Raw genomic sequence first — 19,500 nt, forward strand, 5'->3', positions numbered from 1 at the left:
CAAGCCGCAGCCTCTGTGGACATCTCCGCTGGTCCTCGAAGGCGAGGTCCCGAAGGGACCATCAGGTGCGTGGGGTACCGTGGGCGCCTCGCCACCTTGTGCGATGTCAGGTGGCACGCTCATGGGCGACTACTGAAGGTGAGGCGAAGTGTGGTGGATCAACACGGCCCGGTTGTCCAGGGGGCGCTTCTCCGGAGAAAACTTACGGAGCTCCGCCGGCAACGCCGTATGACCCAGGACGATGTCGCCCGCAGCCTGGAATGGCACACGTCAAAGCTGATCCGGATAGAGGGTGGACGCACCGGGATATCCAAGGTTGACCTGGACGCGTTGGGGCGCCTTTACGAAGTGACCGATCCACCCGTCATGGAAGAACTCCACGTGCTCAATCAGGGGGCCCGCGCCAAGGGGTGGTGGAGTGATTTCAGGAAAGACGTCAGCGACGCTTACCTGACATATATCGGTTACGAGGCCGGTGCCTCTGTCATCAGACAGTTCCAGCCTTTGGCCGTGCCTGGACTGTTGCAGACCAAAGAATACGCCGAGACCCTTGCGCACGCTGAAACGGATCCAGTCACCCTGGGCCAGTTGGTCAGGCTGCGACTCATGCGTCAGCAGACCCTGAGGCGGCGACAGGTTCCGCCGTGTGAAACCTTTATTCTCGACGAGGCGGTCATCCGCCGACACGTTGGGATAAGCCGCGATCCCACTATCATGCCGACCCAGCTCCGCCACATGGTCAGTGTCGCCGAGGGGAGCGAGCGGATCAGTATCAGGGTCGTACCTTTCAAGGCCGGATCGCATGTCGGCATGCTTCGTGGTGCTTTCACCCTCCTGGAGTTCGACGGGGGGCTGGGTGAGGTGCTGCACCTGGAAAGCAGTGAACTCCACGAGACGGTCACCGGTGAGGATCCACGTATCGCCGATGTGCGTGCCGACTTCGAGGCCATTCTGGAGGAGGCATTAAGTCCGTCCGAATCACTTTCGTTCATCAACGACGTTGCAAGAGATATGTGATGAAGCCCCGCCCTCTCGCGTCGGCGTGCCGGCTACACGGCTTGCTGCCAATTTGAGTGCCCTGTACGATCTTGACCTCCCGGGCTATTCTCGATACCGACACTGGGAGGACGGCTTGATGACTCAGGGGCCTGGCGATCCGCCTGAGCTGATCTGGCGTAAGAGCTCCGCGAGCACGACGGGGGAGTGTGTGGAGGTTGCGTTCGGCCCTGAATCGGCTTATGTGCGTGACTCTAACTCGCCCGACGAGGCCGTTCTTGAGTTCAGTCGATCAGACTGGGTCGCCTTTGTCGTAGGCGTGCGAAGAGGGGAATTCGACTGGCCGTGAGTCATTCGATCTAACGCAGGGGTGCTATTGGCCCCGGGCATATGCGTGCGGAGACGCCCACAATGCCTGGCAGTTTGTCCCGTACAAACACACCCCGCGTAGTGTCGAATTCGCGACATGGTCGGCAGGTGTAGCCTCAAACTCCGGGGGCGCCGAGACCGACCACGCGTCGTCATTCGCTTCGACGATTTCGACTGCCTCGGCTCACCCGCGGGATCCGCCGCATGGTCGCGGACCGCGAATCGCCGCCATCGCGAGTATGCCACCCGGCTGTCGAGGGGCGGTGATCGGCCGGTGTGCGGAGTCGTCGCGGTTCAGCGGCGCAGGGTGAGGTGGAAGGCGCAGCCGTCGCCGGTGGGGCCGGGGGAGGTGACGGTGAGGGTGCCGCCGTGGGCCGTCGCGACCTGGGTGGCGATGGGGAGGCCGAGGCCGGTGCCCGGGGTGTCGGGGCGGCCTCGCCAGAAGCGCTGGAAGACGCGCTCCTGATCGGCCAGGGGGATGCCGGGGCCGTGGTCGGTCACGGTGACGGCCGCTTCGGACGCGGTCTCCGTGACGGCGACCTCGACCGCCGAGCCGGCCGGCGCGTACCTGATCGCGTTGTCCACCAGGTTGGCGACGGCCCGCCGTACGGTCGGTTCGTCGATCGGGCACGTGGCGGCCGGGGGGGCGGTGAGGGACAGGGTGATGGCCTTCGCGGTCGCGGGCGGGCGGGCGTCGTCCAGGACGGCGCGCACGATGGCCACCAGGTCGGCCGGGCGGCGGTCGATCGTACGGGCCCGGCCGCGGGCCTCGACGAGGAGGTCGTCGATCGTCGTCTGGAGGCGCTCGGCCGCCTTCTTCGAGCGGGCCAGCCCCTGGCGGTAGACCTCGACGGTGGGGGACGGATGGGCGAGGAGGACGTCGGTGTTCGCCACGAGGACCGACAGCGGGGTGCGCAGTTCGTGGCTGGTCTCCTCGATGAGCCGCCGCTGGGTCTCCGCGGCGCGTTCCAGACGGTCGAGCATCGCGTCGAAGCTCGCCGCGAGTGCCACCACCTCGGCCGGGCCGTCGCCGAGGCCGGTGCGCAGGCCGAGATCGGTGCCCTCGACGTCCTCGGCCACCCTGCGCACCCGGTCGATCGGGCGTACGGCCCGGCCGGCCCACCACCAGGCCAGCCCGGCGGCGGCGGGGGCGAGCGCCAGGATCGTCCAGGTGGCCCAGGGGGACCGCTGTACGGAGGTGCTCCGCACGGCCGGCCGGTCGCCGATCGCGTGCGCGGTCGTCTCGCTGTCGGTGGCCAGGATGACGCCGAACAGCAGCAAGGCGGGGACGTAGATCGCGAGGAACCCGAGCGCGGCCAGTTGTACGCGCAGCGACCGCCAGACGTCGGTCACGACGGGTCCGTCAGCCGGTAGCCGGCGTTGGTGACGGTGACGATGAGCGCCGGGTCGCCGATCTTCCTGCGCAGCCTGCTGAGGATGACCCGGACAGACGAGGTGAACGGGTTGGCGTGCGCGTCCCACACGTGTTCGAGCAGCTCTTCGGCCGACAGCACCTGCCCGGGGTGATGCATGAAGTACCGCAGCAACGAGAACTCCCTGGCGGTGAGATCGAGTGGAGTGCCGGACCGGCAGGCTCGGCGGGTGGCGAGGTCGAGCGTCAGTTCGCCGACGCGCAGGGTCGAACCGTGCTCGCCCTCCCGCCGGGCCAGGGCGCGGAGCCGGGCGACCAGCTCCGCGAAGTGGAACGGTTTGACGAGATAGTCGTCGGCCCCGGCGTCGAGTCCGGCGACCCGGTCGGCGACGGCGTCACGGGCGGTCAGGACGAGCGACCGCCGGGGCCGGCGCAGACCGGGGTCCGCGGCGAGCCGGCGGACGAGGTCCAGCCCGTCCCCGTCGGGCAACCCCAGGTCGAAGCAGGCGACGTCGTAGTCGGTGGTCCTGAGCAGTTCCTCGGCGTCGGCGCAGGTGCCGGCGACGTCGACCGCGTAGGACTCGTTGCGCAGGCCGAGGGCGACGACCTCCGCGAGGTCCGGGTCGTCCTCCAGGAGTAAGACGCGCACGGCGGGGTCACCCGGCCGACCGGGCGCTCGTCTCCCCGGCCGGTCCCGAGACGGTGACCCGGCCTTCGCCGAAGCGCAACGTCACCTCGGGCCCGACGCCGGCCGGGTCGTCCGGCCGGTGGCTCCCGCCGCCCGAGGCGACGAGCGGCAGCGCCGGGGGGCGGGTCGGTATCTCGGCCGCCTGGACGCCGCCCTGCTCGTTGAGCGAGTACCACGCGAGGATCGACCGTTTCCGGGTGGTGACGGTGACGTAGGTGCGCGTCTCGCCTGCGCTCGTGGTCCCGCCGAGGGTGACGCCGGTGATCGGGCCGAACCCGGCCTCGATGCCCGCGCGCTCCCTGTGCCCCTCGTCGGTCTGCCCGCCGAGCAGTGCGAGCACGCGCCGCTCGTGCGCGCGGAGCCCGGCGGCCGGAACGTCCGCGCGCGGCGGGAACAGCGCCGCGACGGCGTCGGCGCCGCTCGCGGAGATCACGGGCCGGTCGTCGGTCACGGTCACGTCGAACGAGCCTCCCGTGTCCAGTTCGTACCTCCCGACGATAGCGGCCGCGTCGGCCGGATCGGTGCCGTCGGCCGGGACCTTCGGCACGGGTGGCGGCTCACCGGCGGCGATGGCCGGGCCCGCCTGCCAGGAGGTCGCCGGCGGACACCTTGGGCCCGTTCGACGCGATCGCGATCACCTGTTCCCGCTCGGGCAGCCAGGCGACGGCGGCGTTGTGGCCGACGTCGCCGCCCCCGCCCGAGGCGGTGAGGAACGGCATACCGTGGACCGACCTGTCGTACGCCACCCAGCCAGGCGTCTCCGACCGGCCCCCGCCCAGGTCGTGACCGGGGGTGCCGATGACCCTGGTCGACGCCGGCGACACGACCCGGCCGGAGAAGAGCGCGTACGTCCAGGCCGCCAGGTCCCGGGTGGTCATGGCGAGGCCGCCGTTGCCGTCGAGCGCCCAGTGCGGGCCCGCGAACCCGCCCGTCCGTGCTGTTTCACCGTCCGCGAGGTAGCCGACGGCCCGGGGGCCGGGCGCGGCGGGCTCGCCGTTCCAGAACCCGCCCGCGACGCCACCGCCGGGAAGCCGCAACGTCGCCGACGCCGTGTACTCCCGGTACCCGCTGCCCGACACCTCGTCCACGATGAGCGCCAGCAGCGTGTACCCGGCATTCGAATACACGTACCCCGTGCCCGGCCGGAAGGCCGGCTTCAGCCCGCCGATGGCCGCCACGGCGGAGTCCCGGTCGAGCGGTTGGTGGTCGCGGCCGTGTGACCCGTTGAGCCCGCTGGTGTGCAGCAGAAGCTGCCGGATCGTCGCCTCCGCGACCGGGCCCTTCAGATCCGGCAGCAGGCTGCCCGCCCGATCGTCGATGGACAGCTTCCCCGCGTCGGCCAGCGCGAAGATCGAGGCCGCGGTGAACGCCTTGGTGACCGACCCGATGCCGAACACCGTCTCGGGTGTCACCGGGACGCCGCCGGCCCGGTCGGCCCAGCCGTAACCGGCCAGGCAGCCGAACTCCCCGCGCGTCGAGACGGCGATCGACCCGCTGAAACCGGCCTTCTCCCACTCGCGGAGCGCCTCGTCGATCCCGGCGTCACAGCGGGCACCGGCCGTCCGTCCGTCGGGAACACCGGGCCCGGCCCCGCACGCCGCCACGAGAGCCAGCACGGCCAGTACCGCGAAAGATCTGTTCATGCGGCCGAAGGTACGAACCCGGCTGCGAACGTGATGTGAACGAGGCGACGCGCCGGACCACGACCCTCGGCCCCCGCTATCCATCCGCAATCGGTCTTCCATTCCCGCCCGGATACTGAGCGGAGATCGTGGCCGCCGAACGCGGCGCGGTGACGCTTATCCGGGGGGTAAGCCGACGAGACCCATCGCCCGGCTCACGCCGACGGAGAGGAACGACATGTCCGAGCAGCCACTCACCAGCACATCCGTCTACCGCCGGCAGGTGCCCGAGACGGACTTCAAGAAGTGGGCCACCGCCGCCCGGCTCGAACTCCAGACCTACATCAGGCAGTTACCCGACGTCCCCTCCAAGCGAGGCCCCCTGGAGGACATCTCCAAGAAGCTGTCGCTCCTGGAATACGCCATGGTCGGGAGCAAGTCCGAGAGCACGGCACGGGAGGAGTTCGTCTCCTGGCTGGAGGAGTACGACACCGGCGGCTGGGCGCGCTTCGCGGACGAGAGGGCCCGGCTGGAGACGGCACGCAAGCAGGAGAAGGAGGAGAAGGACCGGCGTTCCACGATCGCCGGCGCGCCCGCCGAGGCCATCAAACTGACCAAGAAGTACGGCGCCGGCGCCGGCGTCAAGGTCGGCACCGTGATCGCCGTCCTCGTCCATGCCAAGACGGGAAAGCTCTGGTCGGGCACCAGCGGCGAATACACCACCAGCGAGAAGCACCCGCTCATGAAGACGATCCTCACCGGCGTGGTCCAGGTCGAGGACTGGCCGGTGGCCGCATGCGGCGAGGTGGCCGCCATGAACGCCTACCTGCACGACTCCGGCACGACCGACCTGTCCCAGCTCCCCTCGGGCACCCTCTTCTTCCACGCCCAGACCTGGAACGCCAAGGACGGCAAATGGCAGGCACGCGCCGCCTGCAAGAACTGCGACCAGTGGCTGAAGAAGATCGGCGCCGGCCGCGTCTGAACCACCACCCATCAGCCGCGCGACCACGCCGGGTGGACGGCGGGGCTGTGCGCGGCGGTGTTGGGGTGTCGGTCAGATGAGTGTGCCCGATCTAGTGTCGACCCGGCCGCCCTTGAGTACGAGGTTCCTGGGCGGGCGGGTGACAACCGCTTCGGCCGGGGTCTGGGCGTCGAGGGTGACGAGGTCGGCGGGGGCGCCTTCGGGCAGGCCGTAGGACGGGTGCGCGAGGGCGGTGGCGCCGCCGATCGTCACCCCTGACTCGCCCGCGCACAGGTCCCACCCGGAGAGTAGGACCAGGCTCCCAGAGGCGTCGTCCGAGAACAGTTCCCAGGCATGATGAGGACGGCCGCCCGCGGCGGGACGCTTGGATCATGACAGCGATCCGAGCAAGGAGACTGAGCAAGCGCTACGGCGGCACGACCGCGGTGGCGGATCTGTCGTTCGACGTCGAACCCGGTCGGGTGACCGGGTTCCTCGGTCCCAACGGGGCGGGGAAGTCCACGACCATGCGCATGATCCTCGGGCTCGACCGGCCGTCCGGCGGGTCTGTGCTCGTGGACGGGCGGCCGTACCACGAGCTGAGGCACCCCCTGCGCAAGGTCGGCGCGCTGCTGGACGCCAAGGCCGTGCACGGCGGGCGCAGCGCGCGCAACCACCTGCTGGCCATCGCCCACAGCAACGGCATCCCGGCGAGCCGGGTGAACGAGGTGCTGGAGACGGTGGGCCTGCGGGAGGTGGCCGGGCGGCGGATCGGCGGGTTCTCGCTGGGCATGTCGCAGCGGCTGGGCATCGCCGCGGCGCTGCTCGGCGACCCGGAGATCCTGCTCTTCGACGAGCCCGTCAACGGTCTCGACCCCGACGGCATCCTGTGGATCCGCACGTTCATGCGGGAGCTCGCGGCCGAGGGGCGCACGGTGTTCGTCTCCAGCCACCTCATGAGCGAGATGGCGCAGACCGCCGACCACCTGATCGTGATCGGCAGGGGCAGCCTCATCGCCGACACCAGCGTGACCGAGTTCATCGGGCGCAGCTCGCAGGGGTACGTACGGGTGCGCTCGCCGCGGCTGGCCGAGGTCGCCGACCTGATCAAGGTGGGCGAGCCGCATCCGGGCCACCTGCGGGTGACCGGGATGAGCACGCTCGAGATCGGCACGATCACCGCGCGGGCCGGGATCCCGCTGGAGGAGCTGACGTACGTGCGGCCCTCGCTCGAAGCGGCCTACATGGAGCTCACCAAGGACAGCCTGGAGTACACCTCATGAAGCACATCCTCAGGTCCGAATGGACCAAGATCCGCTCGGTCCGCTCCACGGTGTGGACCCTGACCGTCACCGCCGCGCTGATGCTGGGCTTCTCCGCCCTCCTCAACGCCTCGGCCAGGAACACGTCCGGCGGACCGATCCCGGGCGATCAAACGATCATGCTGAGCCTGACCGGTACGCTGCTCGCCTCGCTGTCCATGGCCACCCTGGGCGTTCTGGTGATCTCCAGCGAGTACCGCACCGGCGCCATCCGCACCTCGCTCATGGCCGTCCCCAAACGCATGAGCCTGCTGACCGGCAAGATCGTGACGTTCGTCGCGATCTCGCTGGCCGTCTGCACGGTCGCGGCGGCCGGCGCGATCGGCGTCGGCGCGGCGATCTCCCAGCCGCCGTCGTTCGAGCTGGGCGAGGCGGCACGGTCCGCGCTCGGGTCCGGTCTCTACCTGACCGCGTGCGGCCTGTTCGGCCTCGGACTGGGCACCCTGGTCAGGCACACGCCGGGCGCGATCGTGTCGGCCATCGCGCTCATCCTGGTCCTGCCCACGATCGCGAACCAACTCCCCGGCGAATGGGGCAGAACCGTGGCCGAGCACTTCACCACGAACGCCGGCCTGCTGATCGTGTCCGGCCAGGCCAACGGCTCCCTCGGCCCGTGGAGCGGCTTCGCGGTCTACCTCGCCTGGGTCGCGCTCGCCATCACCGCAGGCGCCGCCCTGATGCGGCACCGCGACGCGTAAGCAGCCGGCCTCCTGCCACACAAGAGCTCCAGCGGCGCTGTGATCGCCTCATCCTGCGGTGATCTTGGCGTAGTGGAACACCTCGGGTGGGAGTTGGTGGTCCAGGCGCCAGATGAAGCGGATGGGGCGTTCACCCTCGTGGCTGACATACCGCATAGGGCCAGCGTAGGTGTAGGGGGGAGCTCCCAATCCTTCATCACGCTTGGACTGCCGGATCAGGAGATGAACCGTGGAGTCACCAGATAGGTAGCGGCGAGCGGTGGCGGCGGAGCACCGTAGCGTGCTCTGCGACTCCCACTGGAACAGGTCCTCACTGATCGCCCGATCATGGTAGAGCGTGGTGGGGGAGTAGGTGTCCTCGGACTTGTCGATGGTGACGAAGAACAGGTCCGCCTGGTGCTCCTCGATGTACTTAACCCCCTCCCCGCGCATCATATGCGCGGGCTTGTCGACGCCGAAGGCGGCCAGCACCTCGTTCTTGCTGTAGCGGGCATGGACGTGCAACGGCACGACCTGGTCCAGGGGCGGTGCTACGTGGCGGATACCTGTGCGAAGCAGGTCCGCCAACTCCCGGAGCTCCGCCGCGCGGGCACCTGAGAGCTGGGCGAACCGGGCTTCCATGCCGGAGAGGGGCTCGTCGCCGCCCCACAACATTGCGTCGAGCATGGCCATGAGACGGAGCTCGCGCATGGACTGCGGCGTCCGACCGGCCAGGACTTCGGTCAAGAAGGCGAGCCGCTCAACATCGTCGATGTGCAGCATTCTGCTGAAAGCCCGTCCGAGCCTCTCGTCGGGGGCCACGACGTCGAAACCTGCAGCGTGCCGCAGGGCGGCCCAGCCCTGGCGGCGCCGGTAGAGATCTTCCACGTCCAGCCCGGTCTCCTGCAGGAACTCGGACATACTGACGTCTCCGAGATCGCGAAGCTCATGCGCCAGGTCCCGCCACCTCAAGCTAAGCGCCTGTCGGACGTTGTCCAGGACGAGGCGGCGCACATCACGGTCCAGGTCGATTACGCAACCGGCGGGCAGGGTCGGGAAACCTTGCTCAATCTCCCGCGCGATTCCAGTACGGCTGGCGCCGGTGAGCGCCCGAAAGCGCCGGTCGAAGCGGAACTGCTTGTGTTGATGGCCGACGAAGTCGAGCACGGTCAGGCACGGCTTGTCGTCGGCCAGCCGCAGGCCGCGCCCGAGCTGTTGCAGGAAGACGGTGGTGCTGTCGGTGGGGCGCAGAAATAGCACGGTGTCGATCTCCGGTACGTCGACGCCCTCATTGAAGAGGTCGACGGTGAACACCGCGTTGATCCGGCGGTCCCTCAAGTCTCGCAATGCTTGGGAACGCTCGCTCGCCGGACTCTGCGAGGTGACGGCCACCGAGGGCAGGCCGGCTCGGGCGAACCGGTCGGCCATGAAGCGGGCGTGGTCGATGCTCACACAGAAGCCGATGGCCCGCATTCGCCCTACATCGCCGATCTTGCGCTGCAGCGTCTCCAGCACCACGGCGACGCGACGGTCGTTGCCCGTGTAGATGTTGGAGAGCTGGCCGGTGTCATAGCCCTGACCCCGGCGCCAGCCGACCTGGCGCAGGTCGGTGCCGTCGTGGACGCCGAAATACTGGAACGGAGCCAGCAGCCCCCGCTCCAGCGCCTCCCACAGGCGCAGCTCGGCGGCGGTTCGGCCGCCGAACCAGTGCTTGATGTCCTGGCCGTCGGCGCGTTCGGGTGTCGCGGTCAGCCCGAGGAGTACCTTGGGCTGCACGGCTGACAGCAGACGCCGGTATGTCGAGGCCTCGGCATGGTGGAACTCGTCCACGATCACCATGTCGAACCTGTCCGGCTCCGGCAACGGGTTGGCGTGCAGCGACTGGATCGAGGCGAACACGTGCCGCCAGCGCTCCGGGCGCAACCCGTCGACATACAGCTCGCCGAACGTCTCGTCCCGCATCACCTGTCGGAAGGTGAGCAAGCTCTGTCGAAGGATCTCCGCACGATGGGCGACGAACAGCAGCGACTCTGCCTGCCCGGCCTTGCGCAGCCGCCGGTAGTCCAGCGCGGCGACCACGGTCTTGCCGGTGCCGGTGGCCATGACGACCAGGTTCTGCCACCGGTCGTGGATCTGCCGTTCGGCGTCGAGTTCGTCGAGGATCTCGCGTTGGTAGGAGTAGGGGCGGACATCGACGTGTGCGAAGTCGAGGACAACCGCGCGGCCCCCGGTCCGCTCGGCGGACAGAGCGCGGTCGAGCCGCTCGGCATCCTTCGCCGGATCGTAGGGCTCGAACGACGGATCGCCCCAGTAGTCGTCGAACGTGGCGGAGAACGTGTCGATCAGGTGAGGCTGCTCGGCTTGGGCCAGTCGTACGTTCCATTCAAGCCCGTGACTGAGGGCGGTTTGCGACAGGTTGGAGGAGCCGACGTAGGCGGTGGACAAACCGTTGGCCCGATGGAACAGCCATGCCTTGGCGTGCAACCGGGTCGTTCGGGTGTCGTAGGAAACGCGGATCTCGGCGCCCATAGCCGCCAGCCGGTCCAGCGCAAGACGGTCGGTGGCGCCGATATACGTGGTGGTCACCACCCGCAGCCGGCCACCACGCGTCAGGAACTCCTCAATCGCCTCCGCGAGAACTCGAACGCCGTTCCATTTCACGAACGCGCACAGCAGGTCCACATGATCAGCGGAGGCCAACTCGCGTTTCAGCTCATGGCCGATTTCTGGCTGTGCTCTACCGTTGACCAGCAGTGCGCTAGCGGTGAGAGGGATGACCGGCCGCACGGGAAACCGCACCCGGTCGGCCGCGTCCCGACCCCTGGCTATGCCCAGCAGTTCCTCCGAGGCTTCCACGAGCTCCTCGGGTGAGGCGGCGTCGGGCACGAGGTCGCCGAGCAGGTCGGTGACCCGGTTGACGATCTCCACCTGCCTGGCCAGCCGTACAGCTTCGTTCTCACCACGGACGGCACGCAGCGCACGACGGGTGAGCGCGCCCAGGTGCCGGGCCAGTGTCTCGTGGGAGTCGGCGATGTCAAGTGACCGCCGGTCGACGAGTTCGCGATTGGATATCGCTCGCAGCCGTGAGTCCACCTCACGAGTAATCAGATGTTGGTAGATGCCCGGCTGAAGATCGCTCACCTCGGCGACTATAGGACGTGGTCGGCCACGGCGATATACGAACGTCAATGCCTCTGGTTTTGACACGACAGCGCAACATCGCCGGGTCGCTGAGATCCGGCGCTGGACCGCGCGGGCGAGTTCAGGAGCGGTAGACGTGTACGAGTTCGGCGTCTGGGGCGTGCATGCGGGGGTTGTAATGGTCGCCGAAGAGTTTGGCCACGAGTTCGCCGCGGCTGCCGACGTCGACCTTGGTGAAGATCGCTTTGAGGTGGTCGCGGACGGTGTGCGGGGACAGATGGAGTCGGGTGGCGATCTCCGACGTGTTGTGCCCGCGCGCCACGCATTCGGTGACCTCGCGCTCGCGTGGCGTCAGCGAGTATGCCTCCACGATGAGGGGGACGATCTGGCCTGAGGTCGCCGGCTCGATCACCACCGAGACCGGGCCGGGTTGTCTCCGCCGGTCGTACAACACCGAGGCGTGGATGCTGAACCAGCGTCCGTTGTCGCCGCGGAGCCGTACGACGGCTGGGCCGGACTCCCGTTCGGCGGCGACGGCGCGGGCGCGGGCCACCACCGAGTAGACGGCCGCCGTCCGCAGCGAGGTCGCGGGGTTGTCCAAAGGGGAGCCGCACAACTCGGTGAACCAGCGCTCCGCGTGCGCGTCGGCGAGGGTGACCCGGTCGTCATCGTCGAACAGGGCGGTCCCCGGTGGTTCGGCGGCCTCGCCCGGTTTTCCGCGCCCGCTGGTGACGGCCAGGCCCGCCAGGCTCAGCGCGATGCCGGGGGCCAGCGCGGCGATGTGCCGCAGGTCGCGCTCGTCGAAGGGCGGGCGGTCGGCGAAGCGGAACAGGTCCACCACGCCCCATGCGCTCTCGCCTATGCGGAAGGCGGCGCGCAGGTTGTCGGCGTAGCCCTGCGGACGCATGAACTCCTGGTAGCGGGCGCTGCGGCCGGGGCTTCCGCCGGTGGCTTGGCGTAGCGTGCCCGCCGCGCCGGTGGAGCGTGCCACGTCCCGGAACGTCAGCACGTCCTCCATGTGGTACTCGCGGTGCCAGTAGGACTCGCAGTGCACCGGCTCGATGTTCTCCACCCGCATCGGCGTGGTCGGCAGCACGGTGGCCGGATCGGTACCGAACCACGCCCCCGCGTCGTAGGGCACCGCCCTGCGCAGCTTGCGTGCCGCCGCCGCGAACACCTCGACCCCCGTACCCGCGACCTCGAACACCGGCGCCGCCCGGCCCCCCTTCCTCATGCCTTCCAGGATCCCATGTGGTCTCACGTGCCGCATCCCTCATTTGCGGGGGGTGGGAGGACAGAAACACCCTTATGCGTGGGATGGGGGCGAATCGTGTCCCCCGGCACGCTGGATCGGTACGACGAAACCGATCAAACGAGGACAATTACGGTGCCTGTCACCTATCCCGATAATGTGGTGTACCTGGCGCGGCATCTCGATGGTGCGCTGATCCTGCCCGGCGATCCGGGCTGGGACGCCGGGCGGTCAGCCTGGCAACTGGCCGTGGACCAGCGCCCGGCCGCCGTGGTGCTGGCCAGGTCCGCCGCCGATGTGGCCGCCACGCTCGACGTGGCCAGGAAGTCGGGGCTGCGGGTGGCCCCGCAGGCCAGCGGGCACAACGCCGCCCCGCTCGGCCCGCTGGACGACACGATCCTCCTGCGGACGTCCCGGATGTCGCAGGTGCACATCGACGCCGGACGCCGGCGGGCGCTCGTGGGCGCCGGCGCGGTGTGGGCGCAGGTCACCGAGGCCGCCGCCAAGTACGGCCTGGCCGGTCTGAGCGGCTCCGCGGCCGACGTGGGAGTGGTCGGTTACACCCTGGGCGGCGGCCTGTCGTGGTTCGCCCGCTCGCACGGGCTGGCGGCCAACCATGTGACGGCCGCCACCGTGGTGACCGCCGACGGCCGCATTCTGCGCGTGGACGCCGAGCACGAGCCGGAGCTGTTCTGGGCTGTCCGCGGCGGTGGCGGCGCTTTCGGGGTGGTGACCGAGCTGGAGTTCGCCCTGTTCCCCATCACCGAGGTGCACGCGGGGGCGATGTACTGGCCGCTGGAGCGGGCGGAGGCCGTGCTGTCACGGTGGCGCGACTGGACGGCGACCGTTCCTGACACGGTCACCTCGCTCGGCCGGCTGCTCCGCTTCCCGCCGCTGGAGGAGATTCCGCAGCCGTTCCGCGGGCGCTCCCTGGTCGCGGTCGAAGCGGTCGCGCAACTGGACGGGCGCGAGGCCGGCGAACTGCTCGCGCCGCTGCGCGAACTCGGTCCGGAGATCGACACCTTCGCGCCCACGCCGGTCACCGAGCTGGCCAAGCTCCACCTCGACCCGCCCGGTCCCACTCCGGCGACGGGTGACGGGTTCCAGGTCACCGGGCTTCCCGACGAGGCCCTGGCCGCGCTGCTGTCGGCGGCCGGCCCCGGCGTCGACGTGCCGCTGCTGACGATAGAGGCGCGGCACCTCGGCGGCGCGCTCGCCCCGGGCGCGCGCGAGGGCGGCGCGGTGTCCTCGCTGGACGCCGCCTTCGCCCTGTTCTCCGGCGGGATCACCTTCGACGCCGCTTCCGCCGCCGCCGTGCACGCCTCCCTCGACGCCCTTTCCGCGGCCATGGCGCCCTGGCGGGCGGCCACCTCGTACCGCAACTTCTCGGAGCGGCGTGCGGAAGGACTCGCCTTCGAGTCCGCGGACGTGCACCGCAGGTTGCAGGAGGTCAAGAAGACCTACGACCCGCTGGACGTCATCCGGGCCAACCACCCGGTCCGGCCCGCTCCCTCGGTGTGACGTCGATCACCGCCCGGCGCACCCCCACGGGTGCCCCCGAACTCACCGCTATGGGCCGCACACCGAGGCAACCGAAAGGGTCAATCATGACGAAGCGCATCCTCACCGTCTCCGGCCTCGCGCTGGCCACCGCTCTGGTCGCGGCGTCCTTCACGCCCGCCACGGCGCAGGCGAGCAGCGACGTGTACCTGGCCGCCACGCTCTCGGGCAAGAACGAGGTGCCCGCCGCCGGGGCGAAGGTCGGGGACCGGAACGGCAGCGCGTTCGCCGTCTTCCGCATTCACGGTAAGCAGGTCGACTACGCCATCCGCTGGCAGAAGGTGGCCGCGCCCACGGCGTTCCACATCCACCAGGGCAGGGCGGGCCGGAACGGGGATGTCAAGATCCCGTTCTTCGGCGCGGCGCTGCCCTCCAGTCTCAGCGCCGTCAAGGGCACCGTCACGGTCAAGGACTCCGGGCTGCTCGAAAGGATCAGGAACAGCCCCTCGGGCTGGTACGCCAACCTGCACACAGGCGAGTTCCCCGGCGGCGCGGTGCGCGCTCAGCTGCACCGGATCCGGCCCGTGTCGCTCGAATCGGTGCTGGCCACCGGGTCGCACGCCACGATCACCGCGTCGGCCGACGGTCGTCAGGAGGTGCCGGCGCCGGGCACGAAGGTCGGCGACAGGAACGGACGGGCGGCGTGGCTCGTCTGGGTGGACGGCACCCAGGTGCACTTCGCCACCGCCTGGAAGCAGATCGCAGCCCCGACCAACGCCCACATCCACCGTGGCGTCAAGGGCAAGAACGGCCCGGTGGTGGTGGACTTCTTCGCGGCCGGGAACGGCCTTCCGGCCGGCGTCAACGGCATCGCCGGCACCGGGAGGGCCTCGGCCGACGTCGCCGCCGGCATCAGGAACAACCCCAAGGGCTGGTACACCAACCTGCACACCACCGAGTTCCCCGGCGGCGCCGTACGCGGCCAGCTCTACCGGGGCGGCTGGTAGACGCGACCGGATGCCCATCGCGAGGACCGGGCCACGACGGCCTCTAGACGCGGCCGGATGCCCATCGCGAGGACCGGGCCACGACGGCCTCGTACAGCGCTTTCAGGCGGGACCCCCGGGTTCGCTCAGACGCGCGGTGACACTTTATGGAGTGTGGAATGACGCATCATCAGGCGATCCACGGGGAATGGCTCGCCGGGCGCCAGGGCGACTGGACGGAGCACAGGTCGAAGGTCACCTATCCGTCGAGGGCGCAGGTCCTGGAACTCGCGGTCGCGCTGGCACGGCCGATCCCCGGCCACATCATCGAGTTCGGCACCTGGAAGGGGTATTCCACCCGGGTCATCCGGGATGAGCTCTTCCGGTCCCGGCTGTGGGATCCGGCGCAGTGGCGGAAGCGCATTTACGCCTGCGACTCGTTCGAGGGCCTGCCGGAGTCCTATGAGCACCTGTCCGCCGGTACCTTCGCCACCCCCGTGCCCCGGCTTCGCGGTGTCCGGATCGTCAAGGGATTCTTCGAGGACTCCCTCACTCCGGCGCTCGCCACCGAAGTCGGCCAGGTCAGCTTCGCGCACCTCGACGCGGACCTGGAGTCGGCGACCACGTGCGCGCTCGACTGGCTCACGCCGCTGCTGGGCGGGGGCAGCCTGCTGCTGTTCGACGAGTTCTTCGGTGAGGATCCGGCCGAGTGCCGGTCCTTCGTCGACTGGACCGAGCGCACGGGCATCCGCACGGCTCTGGTCGCGGTCTTCGGCCGGGAGCCGAGCGGCAAGGGGGCGATGACCGACCGGCGGGCCCTGTTCCAGGTGATCGGCGACGAGCGTCACACCAAGGCGCCGCCGCTGCTCCCCGTACGGCTCCGCCGTAAGCTCGCCTCAACCTGGTGAGCCGGACCCTTCGGGCGCGGTGAGCCTTCCGGCAGCGACCGGGACCTGGTCCCGGACCTGCTGGAGGTCGCTCACCGCGCCCACGGCCATGGATCGACCGGCTCACACGGTGACGACGACTTTGCCGGCGGCGTGGCCTTGTTCCTGGTACGCGATGGCCGTGGGGATCTCGTGGAAGGGGTGGCAGCGGTCGATGACCGGGCGGACCCGGCCCTCCTCGATGAGCCCGGCGAGGGTCAGCAGGTTGCTCCGGGTCTCGGTGCAGCGGATCACGTCCGCCAGGGTGATCCGCTGCGGCACGAAGGGGTTGGTGGCCAGGGTGCGGAACATCCGGCCCGCCGGGCTCACCCAACGCCCACCCGGCCCGCCGACCAGGACGTACGTGCCGCCGCGGGTCAGTACCCGCAGCCCGGCCGAGATGGGGCGGCTGCCGGCGATGTCCAGGAACAGGTCGAAGCGCCGGCCGCCGCGGGTGAAGTCCTCCTTGGTGTGGTCGATGACCTCGTCCGCGCCCAGCGAGCGGACCAGACCGGTGTTGCGCGGCCCGCACACGCCCGTCACCTCCGCGCCGAACGCCTTGGCGAGCTGCACGGCGAACGTGCCCACGCCCCCCGACGCGCCGTTGACCAGGACCCGCTGCCCGGCCTGGAGCCGGCCTTCGTCGCGCAGCGCCAGCAGGGCGGTGCCGGCGGCCAGCGGCACGGCCGCCGCCTGCTCGAACGACAGGCCGGCCGGCTTGGGCGCCAGCTCGCCCACGGCGACGCACGCGTACTCGGCGAAGCCCCCCTGCTTCGGCATCGCGTACACCTCGTCGCCGGGCCGCAGCCCCACCACGCCCGGTCCCACCGCCTCGACCTGCCCGGCCAGGTCGGCGCCCAGGACGGTGATCTTGGGCCGGCGCAGCCCCGGTCCGCCGCCCATCAGCCGGGCGACGTACGGCTGGCCCCGCATCATGTGCCAGTCGTAGGGCTGGACCGAGGTGGCCCGCACCTTCACCAGCACCTCGCCGTCTCCGGGCGCCGGGATCTTGACATCCTCCAGGGCGAGCGCCTCGGGCGGGCCGTACGAGCGCAGGACGAACGCTTTCATCGCAGTCTCCTCTTCCGCTGTGCCGTCGGGAGTGCCAGTGTCGCCACGGCCGGCGAGGCGGCGGAACGGCCGAAAGTACGACGGCCGGGCCCGCCGATCGGCGGATCCCGGTCCGGCCGCGGCGCCGATGAACCGGCCCCTCCCCGCCGTCACCATCGGGGTCATGACTCATGTGACGACGCCGCGCCACCGCCTGACGGGCCGGCTCGTGCCCACCGGACTGATCCTGCTCGGCGCCGCGCCGTTGGCCGCCGGAGCGGCGACCCTCACCGTCTCGGCCGTGGACGGGGGACCGGCGCCTCCGCTGCCGGTGCTGCTGCACGCCCTCGCGGCCGCGCCGTACACGCTGCTGGGAGGGCTGCAGTTCGCGCCGGGGCTGCGCGCGAGAAGGCCCGGCCGGCACCGTGCGGCGGGGCGGCTGCTCGTGGCGTGCGGGCTGGTCGTGGCGCTCACCGGGCTCTGGCTGGCTGTCTCGTCCGCGCGGGACGACGGGCCGCTGCTCACCGGGTTCCGGCTCGCGGCCGGCTCGCTGATGGCCGGCTCGATCGTGCTGGGGTACGTGGCGATCCGGCGCCGGGACTTCGTCCGGCATCGCGCCTGGATGGCCCGCGGGTACGCGCTCGGCCTCGGCGCCGGCACCCAGCTCGTCCTGCTCGCGCTGGCGAGCGTGGTCGTCGGCGCACCCGGCCAGGTCGCCACGGAGCTGCTGACGGGAGCCGGCTGGGCGGTCAACCTGGCCGTGGCCGAATGGGGGGTGCGGGCTCAGCGCCTGACGCGGTCGGTCTCGTAGGCCCACATGGCGATCTCCACCCGGTTCCGCACGCCCAGCTTGGCCATCAGGCTCGCGATGTGGCTCTTCACCGTGCTGAGCGAGATGTGCAGTTCCTCGGCGATCTCGGTGTTGGTCCGGCCGCGCGCCACGGTGGCGAGCACCTCCTCCTCGCGCTCGGTGAGCGGGTCGATCGGCTGCGCCGGGGGTGCGGCGCGTCCGCTGCCGGCGAAGGCGCGCAGCAGCCGGGCGGTGACGTTCGGCGCGATGAGCGCGTCACCCCCGGCGGCGGCGCGGACGGCCTGGGCGAGCATGCCGGGGCCGGCGTCCTTGAGCAGGAACCCCCGGGCTCCGGCCCGCAGGGCGGCGTAGACGTACTCGTCGAGGTCGAACGTGGTGATGACGACCACGGCAACGGGGTCGGCGACGCCGGGTCCGGCGAGGATGCGGGTGGCCTCGATGCCGTCGAGGCGCGGCATGCGGATGTCGAACAGGCACACCTCGGGACGCAGCCTGCGGGCCAGCTCGACGGCCCGCCGCCCGTCGGCCGCCTCGCCGACCACCTCGATGCCGGGCTGCGCGTCCAGGATCATCCGTAGCCCGGTCCGGGCGATCTCCTGGTCGTCGGCGACGACCACCCGGATGCTCATGACGCCGCCCGGGGCAGCACGGCGGTGACGGTCCAGCCGCCGCCGGGGTCCGGACCGGCCTGGCAGGTACCGCCCAGCAGGCCGGCCCGCTCGGCCATGCCGACGATGCCGTACCCGGAGGACGGGGTACGGGGGACGGGCTCGCCGTCGTCGCTCACCCGCAGCCGGACCGCCGCGGCGTCCGCCTCGGCCCGTACCTCGATGCGGGTGGCGTTGCGCGCGTGCCGCCGGGCGTTGGTGACCGACTCCTGCGCGATGCGGAAGATCGCGGCCTCCACCGCCGCGGGCAGGCCGTCGAGGTCGCCGACGACCTCCACCTCGACCGCCAGGCCGGAGTAGCCGTGGCTCGCCAGTTCCCGCAGGTCGGTGAGGTGCCTGCCGGGCGTCAGCTCGGCCGCCCCGTCGCGGCGCAGCAGGTGCACCATGGCGCGCATCTCGGCAAGCGCGCGGGACGCCTCGGCCTCGATCACCCGCAGCGCGTCGGTGGCGGCCCCGGGCGTCTGCGACGTGGCCAGCCCCGCCTGCGCCCGGATCGCCATGGCCGAGACGTGGTGGGCCACCGTGTCGTGCAGGTCCCGGGCCAGTTGCTCGCGTTCGAGCAGCTTGATCTGGTCGAGCTCACGCAGCCGCGCCCGGGCCCGGTAGCGGAGCGCCACGCCCAGCGCGACCGCCGCGGACATCACGACGAACGCGCCCGCCACGTCGGCCGGCGCGAGCCGGCCGAGCCAGAGCGAGAGCAGGACCGAGCCGGTCATGACACCCAGCCCGATCACCGCCTCGCGCCCGGACCCCCAGCGGAACACCGCGTACACGACGATGAGCAGGAACCCCATCGTCCACGTCTCGACCGGCTCCCCATCCGTGAACCAGGGAACGACGGTCGTGACCGCGAACGGCGCCGTCACCGCGACCAGCGGCCGGGTCCGGCGCCACAGCAGCGTGGGCACCAGCGCGATCGTGACCGCCACCGAGACAGCCGGCCAGGTCAGGTCAGCACGAAGCAGACCTTCGAGCAGCGCGGCCGGCACGAGCACGGCCACAAGCGCCCAGTCGCGCCACACCCGCTTAGGCGGGCCGGGGGGAGCGGGCTCGTACCACACGGAGCGGACAAGGCCGTGCACGCGTTCATCGTACGTCCGCACACCCCCGGCGGGCGATCAGGATGGCGAGCGCAGCCCGTCCATTTCCGTACGAC

General features: G+C 70.5%; 19 protein-coding genes. 9 read left to right on the forward strand and 10 right to left on the reverse strand.

What is annotated here, in order from left to right:
* The first annotated feature begins 153 nt into the window (after nt 1-153).
* The gene (locus tag QSK26_RS35020) at nt 154-1,017 is read left to right on the forward strand and encodes a helix-turn-helix domain-containing protein (RefSeq protein WP_285779688.1); all 864 of its coding nucleotides are present in this window, start codon (nt 154-156) and stop codon (nt 1,015-1,017) included.
* A gap of 118 nt (nt 1,018-1,135) precedes the next feature.
* Nucleotides 1,136-1,345, forward strand: a complete 210-nt coding sequence (locus tag QSK26_RS35025) for a DUF397 domain-containing protein (protein ID WP_285779625.1) — start codon at nt 1,136-1,138, stop codon at nt 1,343-1,345.
* Nucleotides 1,346-1,659: 314 nt separating this feature from the next.
* On the opposite strand, the gene QSK26_RS35030 is transcribed toward QSK26_RS35025, so the two are convergent.
* The 4 genes from QSK26_RS35030 to QSK26_RS35045 are packed head-to-tail and all read right to left on the reverse strand — an operon-like array spanning nt 1,660 to nt 5,068.
* Nucleotides 1,660-2,718 carry a HAMP domain-containing sensor histidine kinase gene (locus QSK26_RS35030; protein ID WP_285779626.1) on the reverse strand — a complete coding sequence of 353 codons (1,059 nt, stop codon included), beginning with the start codon at nt 2,716-2,718 and terminating at the stop codon, nt 1,660-1,662.
* Nucleotides 2,715-3,386 carry a response regulator transcription factor gene (locus QSK26_RS35035; RefSeq protein ID WP_285779627.1) on the reverse strand — a complete coding sequence of 224 codons (672 nt, stop codon included), beginning with the start codon at nt 3,384-3,386 and terminating at the stop codon, nt 2,715-2,717. The genes QSK26_RS35030 and QSK26_RS35035 overlap by 4 nt, the downstream gene beginning before the upstream one ends.
* Nucleotides 3,387-3,393: 7 nt before the next feature.
* Entirely contained in the window at nt 3,394-3,972 is a 579-nt protein-coding gene (locus QSK26_RS35040; protein WP_285779628.1) for a hypothetical protein, read from the reverse strand.
* A gap of 10 nt (nt 3,973-3,982) precedes the next feature.
* Nucleotides 3,983-5,068 (reverse strand): serine hydrolase domain-containing protein, encoded by a 1,086-nt coding sequence (locus QSK26_RS35045; RefSeq protein WP_285779629.1) that lies wholly within the window; start codon nt 5,066-5,068, stop codon nt 3,983-3,985.
* Nucleotides 5,069-5,285: 217 nt separating this feature from the next.
* Here QSK26_RS35045 and QSK26_RS35050 point away from each other — a divergent pair, with 217 nt between their 5' ends.
* The gene (locus QSK26_RS35050) at nt 5,286-6,032 is read left to right on the forward strand and encodes a hypothetical protein (RefSeq protein WP_285779630.1); all 747 of its coding nucleotides are present in this window, start codon (nt 5,286-5,288) and stop codon (nt 6,030-6,032) included.
* A 72-nt stretch (nt 6,033-6,104) separates the two neighbouring features.
* Here QSK26_RS35050 and QSK26_RS35055 read toward each other — a convergent pair whose 3' ends face one another.
* Nucleotides 6,105-6,284: a hypothetical protein gene (locus QSK26_RS35055; RefSeq protein ID WP_285779631.1), complete on the reverse strand. Its 180-nt coding sequence runs from the start codon at nt 6,282-6,284 to the stop codon at nt 6,105-6,107.
* A 119-nt stretch (nt 6,285-6,403) separates the two neighbouring features.
* On the opposite strand from QSK26_RS35055, the gene QSK26_RS35060 reads away from it, so the two are divergent.
* A complete protein-coding gene (locus tag QSK26_RS35060; protein WP_285779632.1) occupies nt 6,404-7,294 on the forward strand; it encodes an ATP-binding cassette domain-containing protein in 891 nt (296 codons plus the stop codon).
* Entirely contained in the window at nt 7,291-8,031 is a 741-nt protein-coding gene (locus QSK26_RS35065) for an ABC transporter permease (RefSeq protein WP_285779633.1), read from the forward strand. The genes QSK26_RS35060 and QSK26_RS35065 overlap by 4 nt, the downstream gene beginning before the upstream one ends.
* 48 nt (nt 8,032-8,079) lie before the next feature.
* On the opposite strand, the gene QSK26_RS35070 is transcribed toward QSK26_RS35065, so the two are convergent.
* Both QSK26_RS35070 and QSK26_RS35075 read right to left on the reverse strand, forming a co-directional pair.
* On the reverse strand, nt 8,080-11,151 hold the full coding sequence (locus QSK26_RS35070; protein ID WP_285779634.1) for a DEAD/DEAH box helicase: 3,072 nt from the start codon (nt 11,149-11,151) through the stop codon (nt 8,080-8,082).
* Nucleotides 11,152-11,272: 121 nt separating this feature from the next.
* Nucleotides 11,273-12,385: a helix-turn-helix transcriptional regulator gene (locus QSK26_RS35075; RefSeq protein WP_285779635.1), complete on the reverse strand. Its 1,113-nt coding sequence runs from the start codon at nt 12,383-12,385 to the stop codon at nt 11,273-11,275.
* A gap of 153 nt (nt 12,386-12,538) precedes the next feature.
* Between QSK26_RS35075 and QSK26_RS35080 the strand changes: the two genes are divergently transcribed.
* From QSK26_RS35080 to QSK26_RS35090, 3 genes are all read left to right on the forward strand, one after another.
* Complete coding sequence (locus QSK26_RS35080; RefSeq protein ID WP_285779636.1) at nt 12,539-13,924, forward strand: FAD-binding oxidoreductase; 1,386 nt, start codon at nt 12,539-12,541, stop codon at nt 13,922-13,924.
* An 86-nt stretch (nt 13,925-14,010) separates the two neighbouring features.
* Nucleotides 14,011-14,910 (forward strand): CHRD domain-containing protein, encoded by a 900-nt coding sequence (locus QSK26_RS35085; protein ID WP_285779637.1) that lies wholly within the window; start codon nt 14,011-14,013, stop codon nt 14,908-14,910.
* A gap of 158 nt (nt 14,911-15,068) precedes the next feature.
* A complete protein-coding gene (locus QSK26_RS35090; RefSeq protein WP_285779638.1) occupies nt 15,069-15,797 on the forward strand; it encodes a TylF/MycF/NovP-related O-methyltransferase in 729 nt (242 codons plus the stop codon).
* 102 nt (nt 15,798-15,899) lie between these two features.
* Here QSK26_RS35090 and QSK26_RS35095 read toward each other — a convergent pair whose 3' ends face one another.
* Complete coding sequence (locus QSK26_RS35095; protein WP_285779639.1) at nt 15,900-16,886, reverse strand: NAD(P)-dependent alcohol dehydrogenase; 987 nt, start codon at nt 16,884-16,886, stop codon at nt 15,900-15,902.
* 163 nt (nt 16,887-17,049) lie between these two features.
* Between QSK26_RS35095 and QSK26_RS35100 the strand changes: the two genes are divergently transcribed.
* On the forward strand, nt 17,050-17,676 hold the full coding sequence (locus tag QSK26_RS35100) for a DUF2306 domain-containing protein (protein WP_285779640.1): 627 nt from the start codon (nt 17,050-17,052) through the stop codon (nt 17,674-17,676).
* On the opposite strand, the gene QSK26_RS35105 is transcribed toward QSK26_RS35100, so the two are convergent.
* Together QSK26_RS35105 and QSK26_RS35110 are read right to left on the reverse strand one after the other, a co-directional pair.
* Complete coding sequence (locus QSK26_RS35105) at nt 17,649-18,305, reverse strand: response regulator (protein ID WP_285779641.1); 657 nt, start codon at nt 18,303-18,305, stop codon at nt 17,649-17,651. The two genes, QSK26_RS35100 and QSK26_RS35105, sit on opposite strands and share 28 nt — an antisense overlap.
* The gene (locus QSK26_RS35110) at nt 18,302-19,426 is read right to left on the reverse strand and encodes a sensor histidine kinase (protein ID WP_285779642.1); all 1,125 of its coding nucleotides are present in this window, start codon (nt 19,424-19,426) and stop codon (nt 18,302-18,304) included. Before QSK26_RS35110 ends, QSK26_RS35105 begins: the two co-directional genes overlap by 4 nt.
* Between the last annotated feature and the right edge of the window lie 74 nt (nt 19,427-19,500).

Source organism: Microtetraspora sp. NBRC 13810, assembly GCF_030268685.1.
Lineage (GTDB): Bacteria > Actinomycetota > Actinomycetes > Streptosporangiales > Streptosporangiaceae > BSRQ01.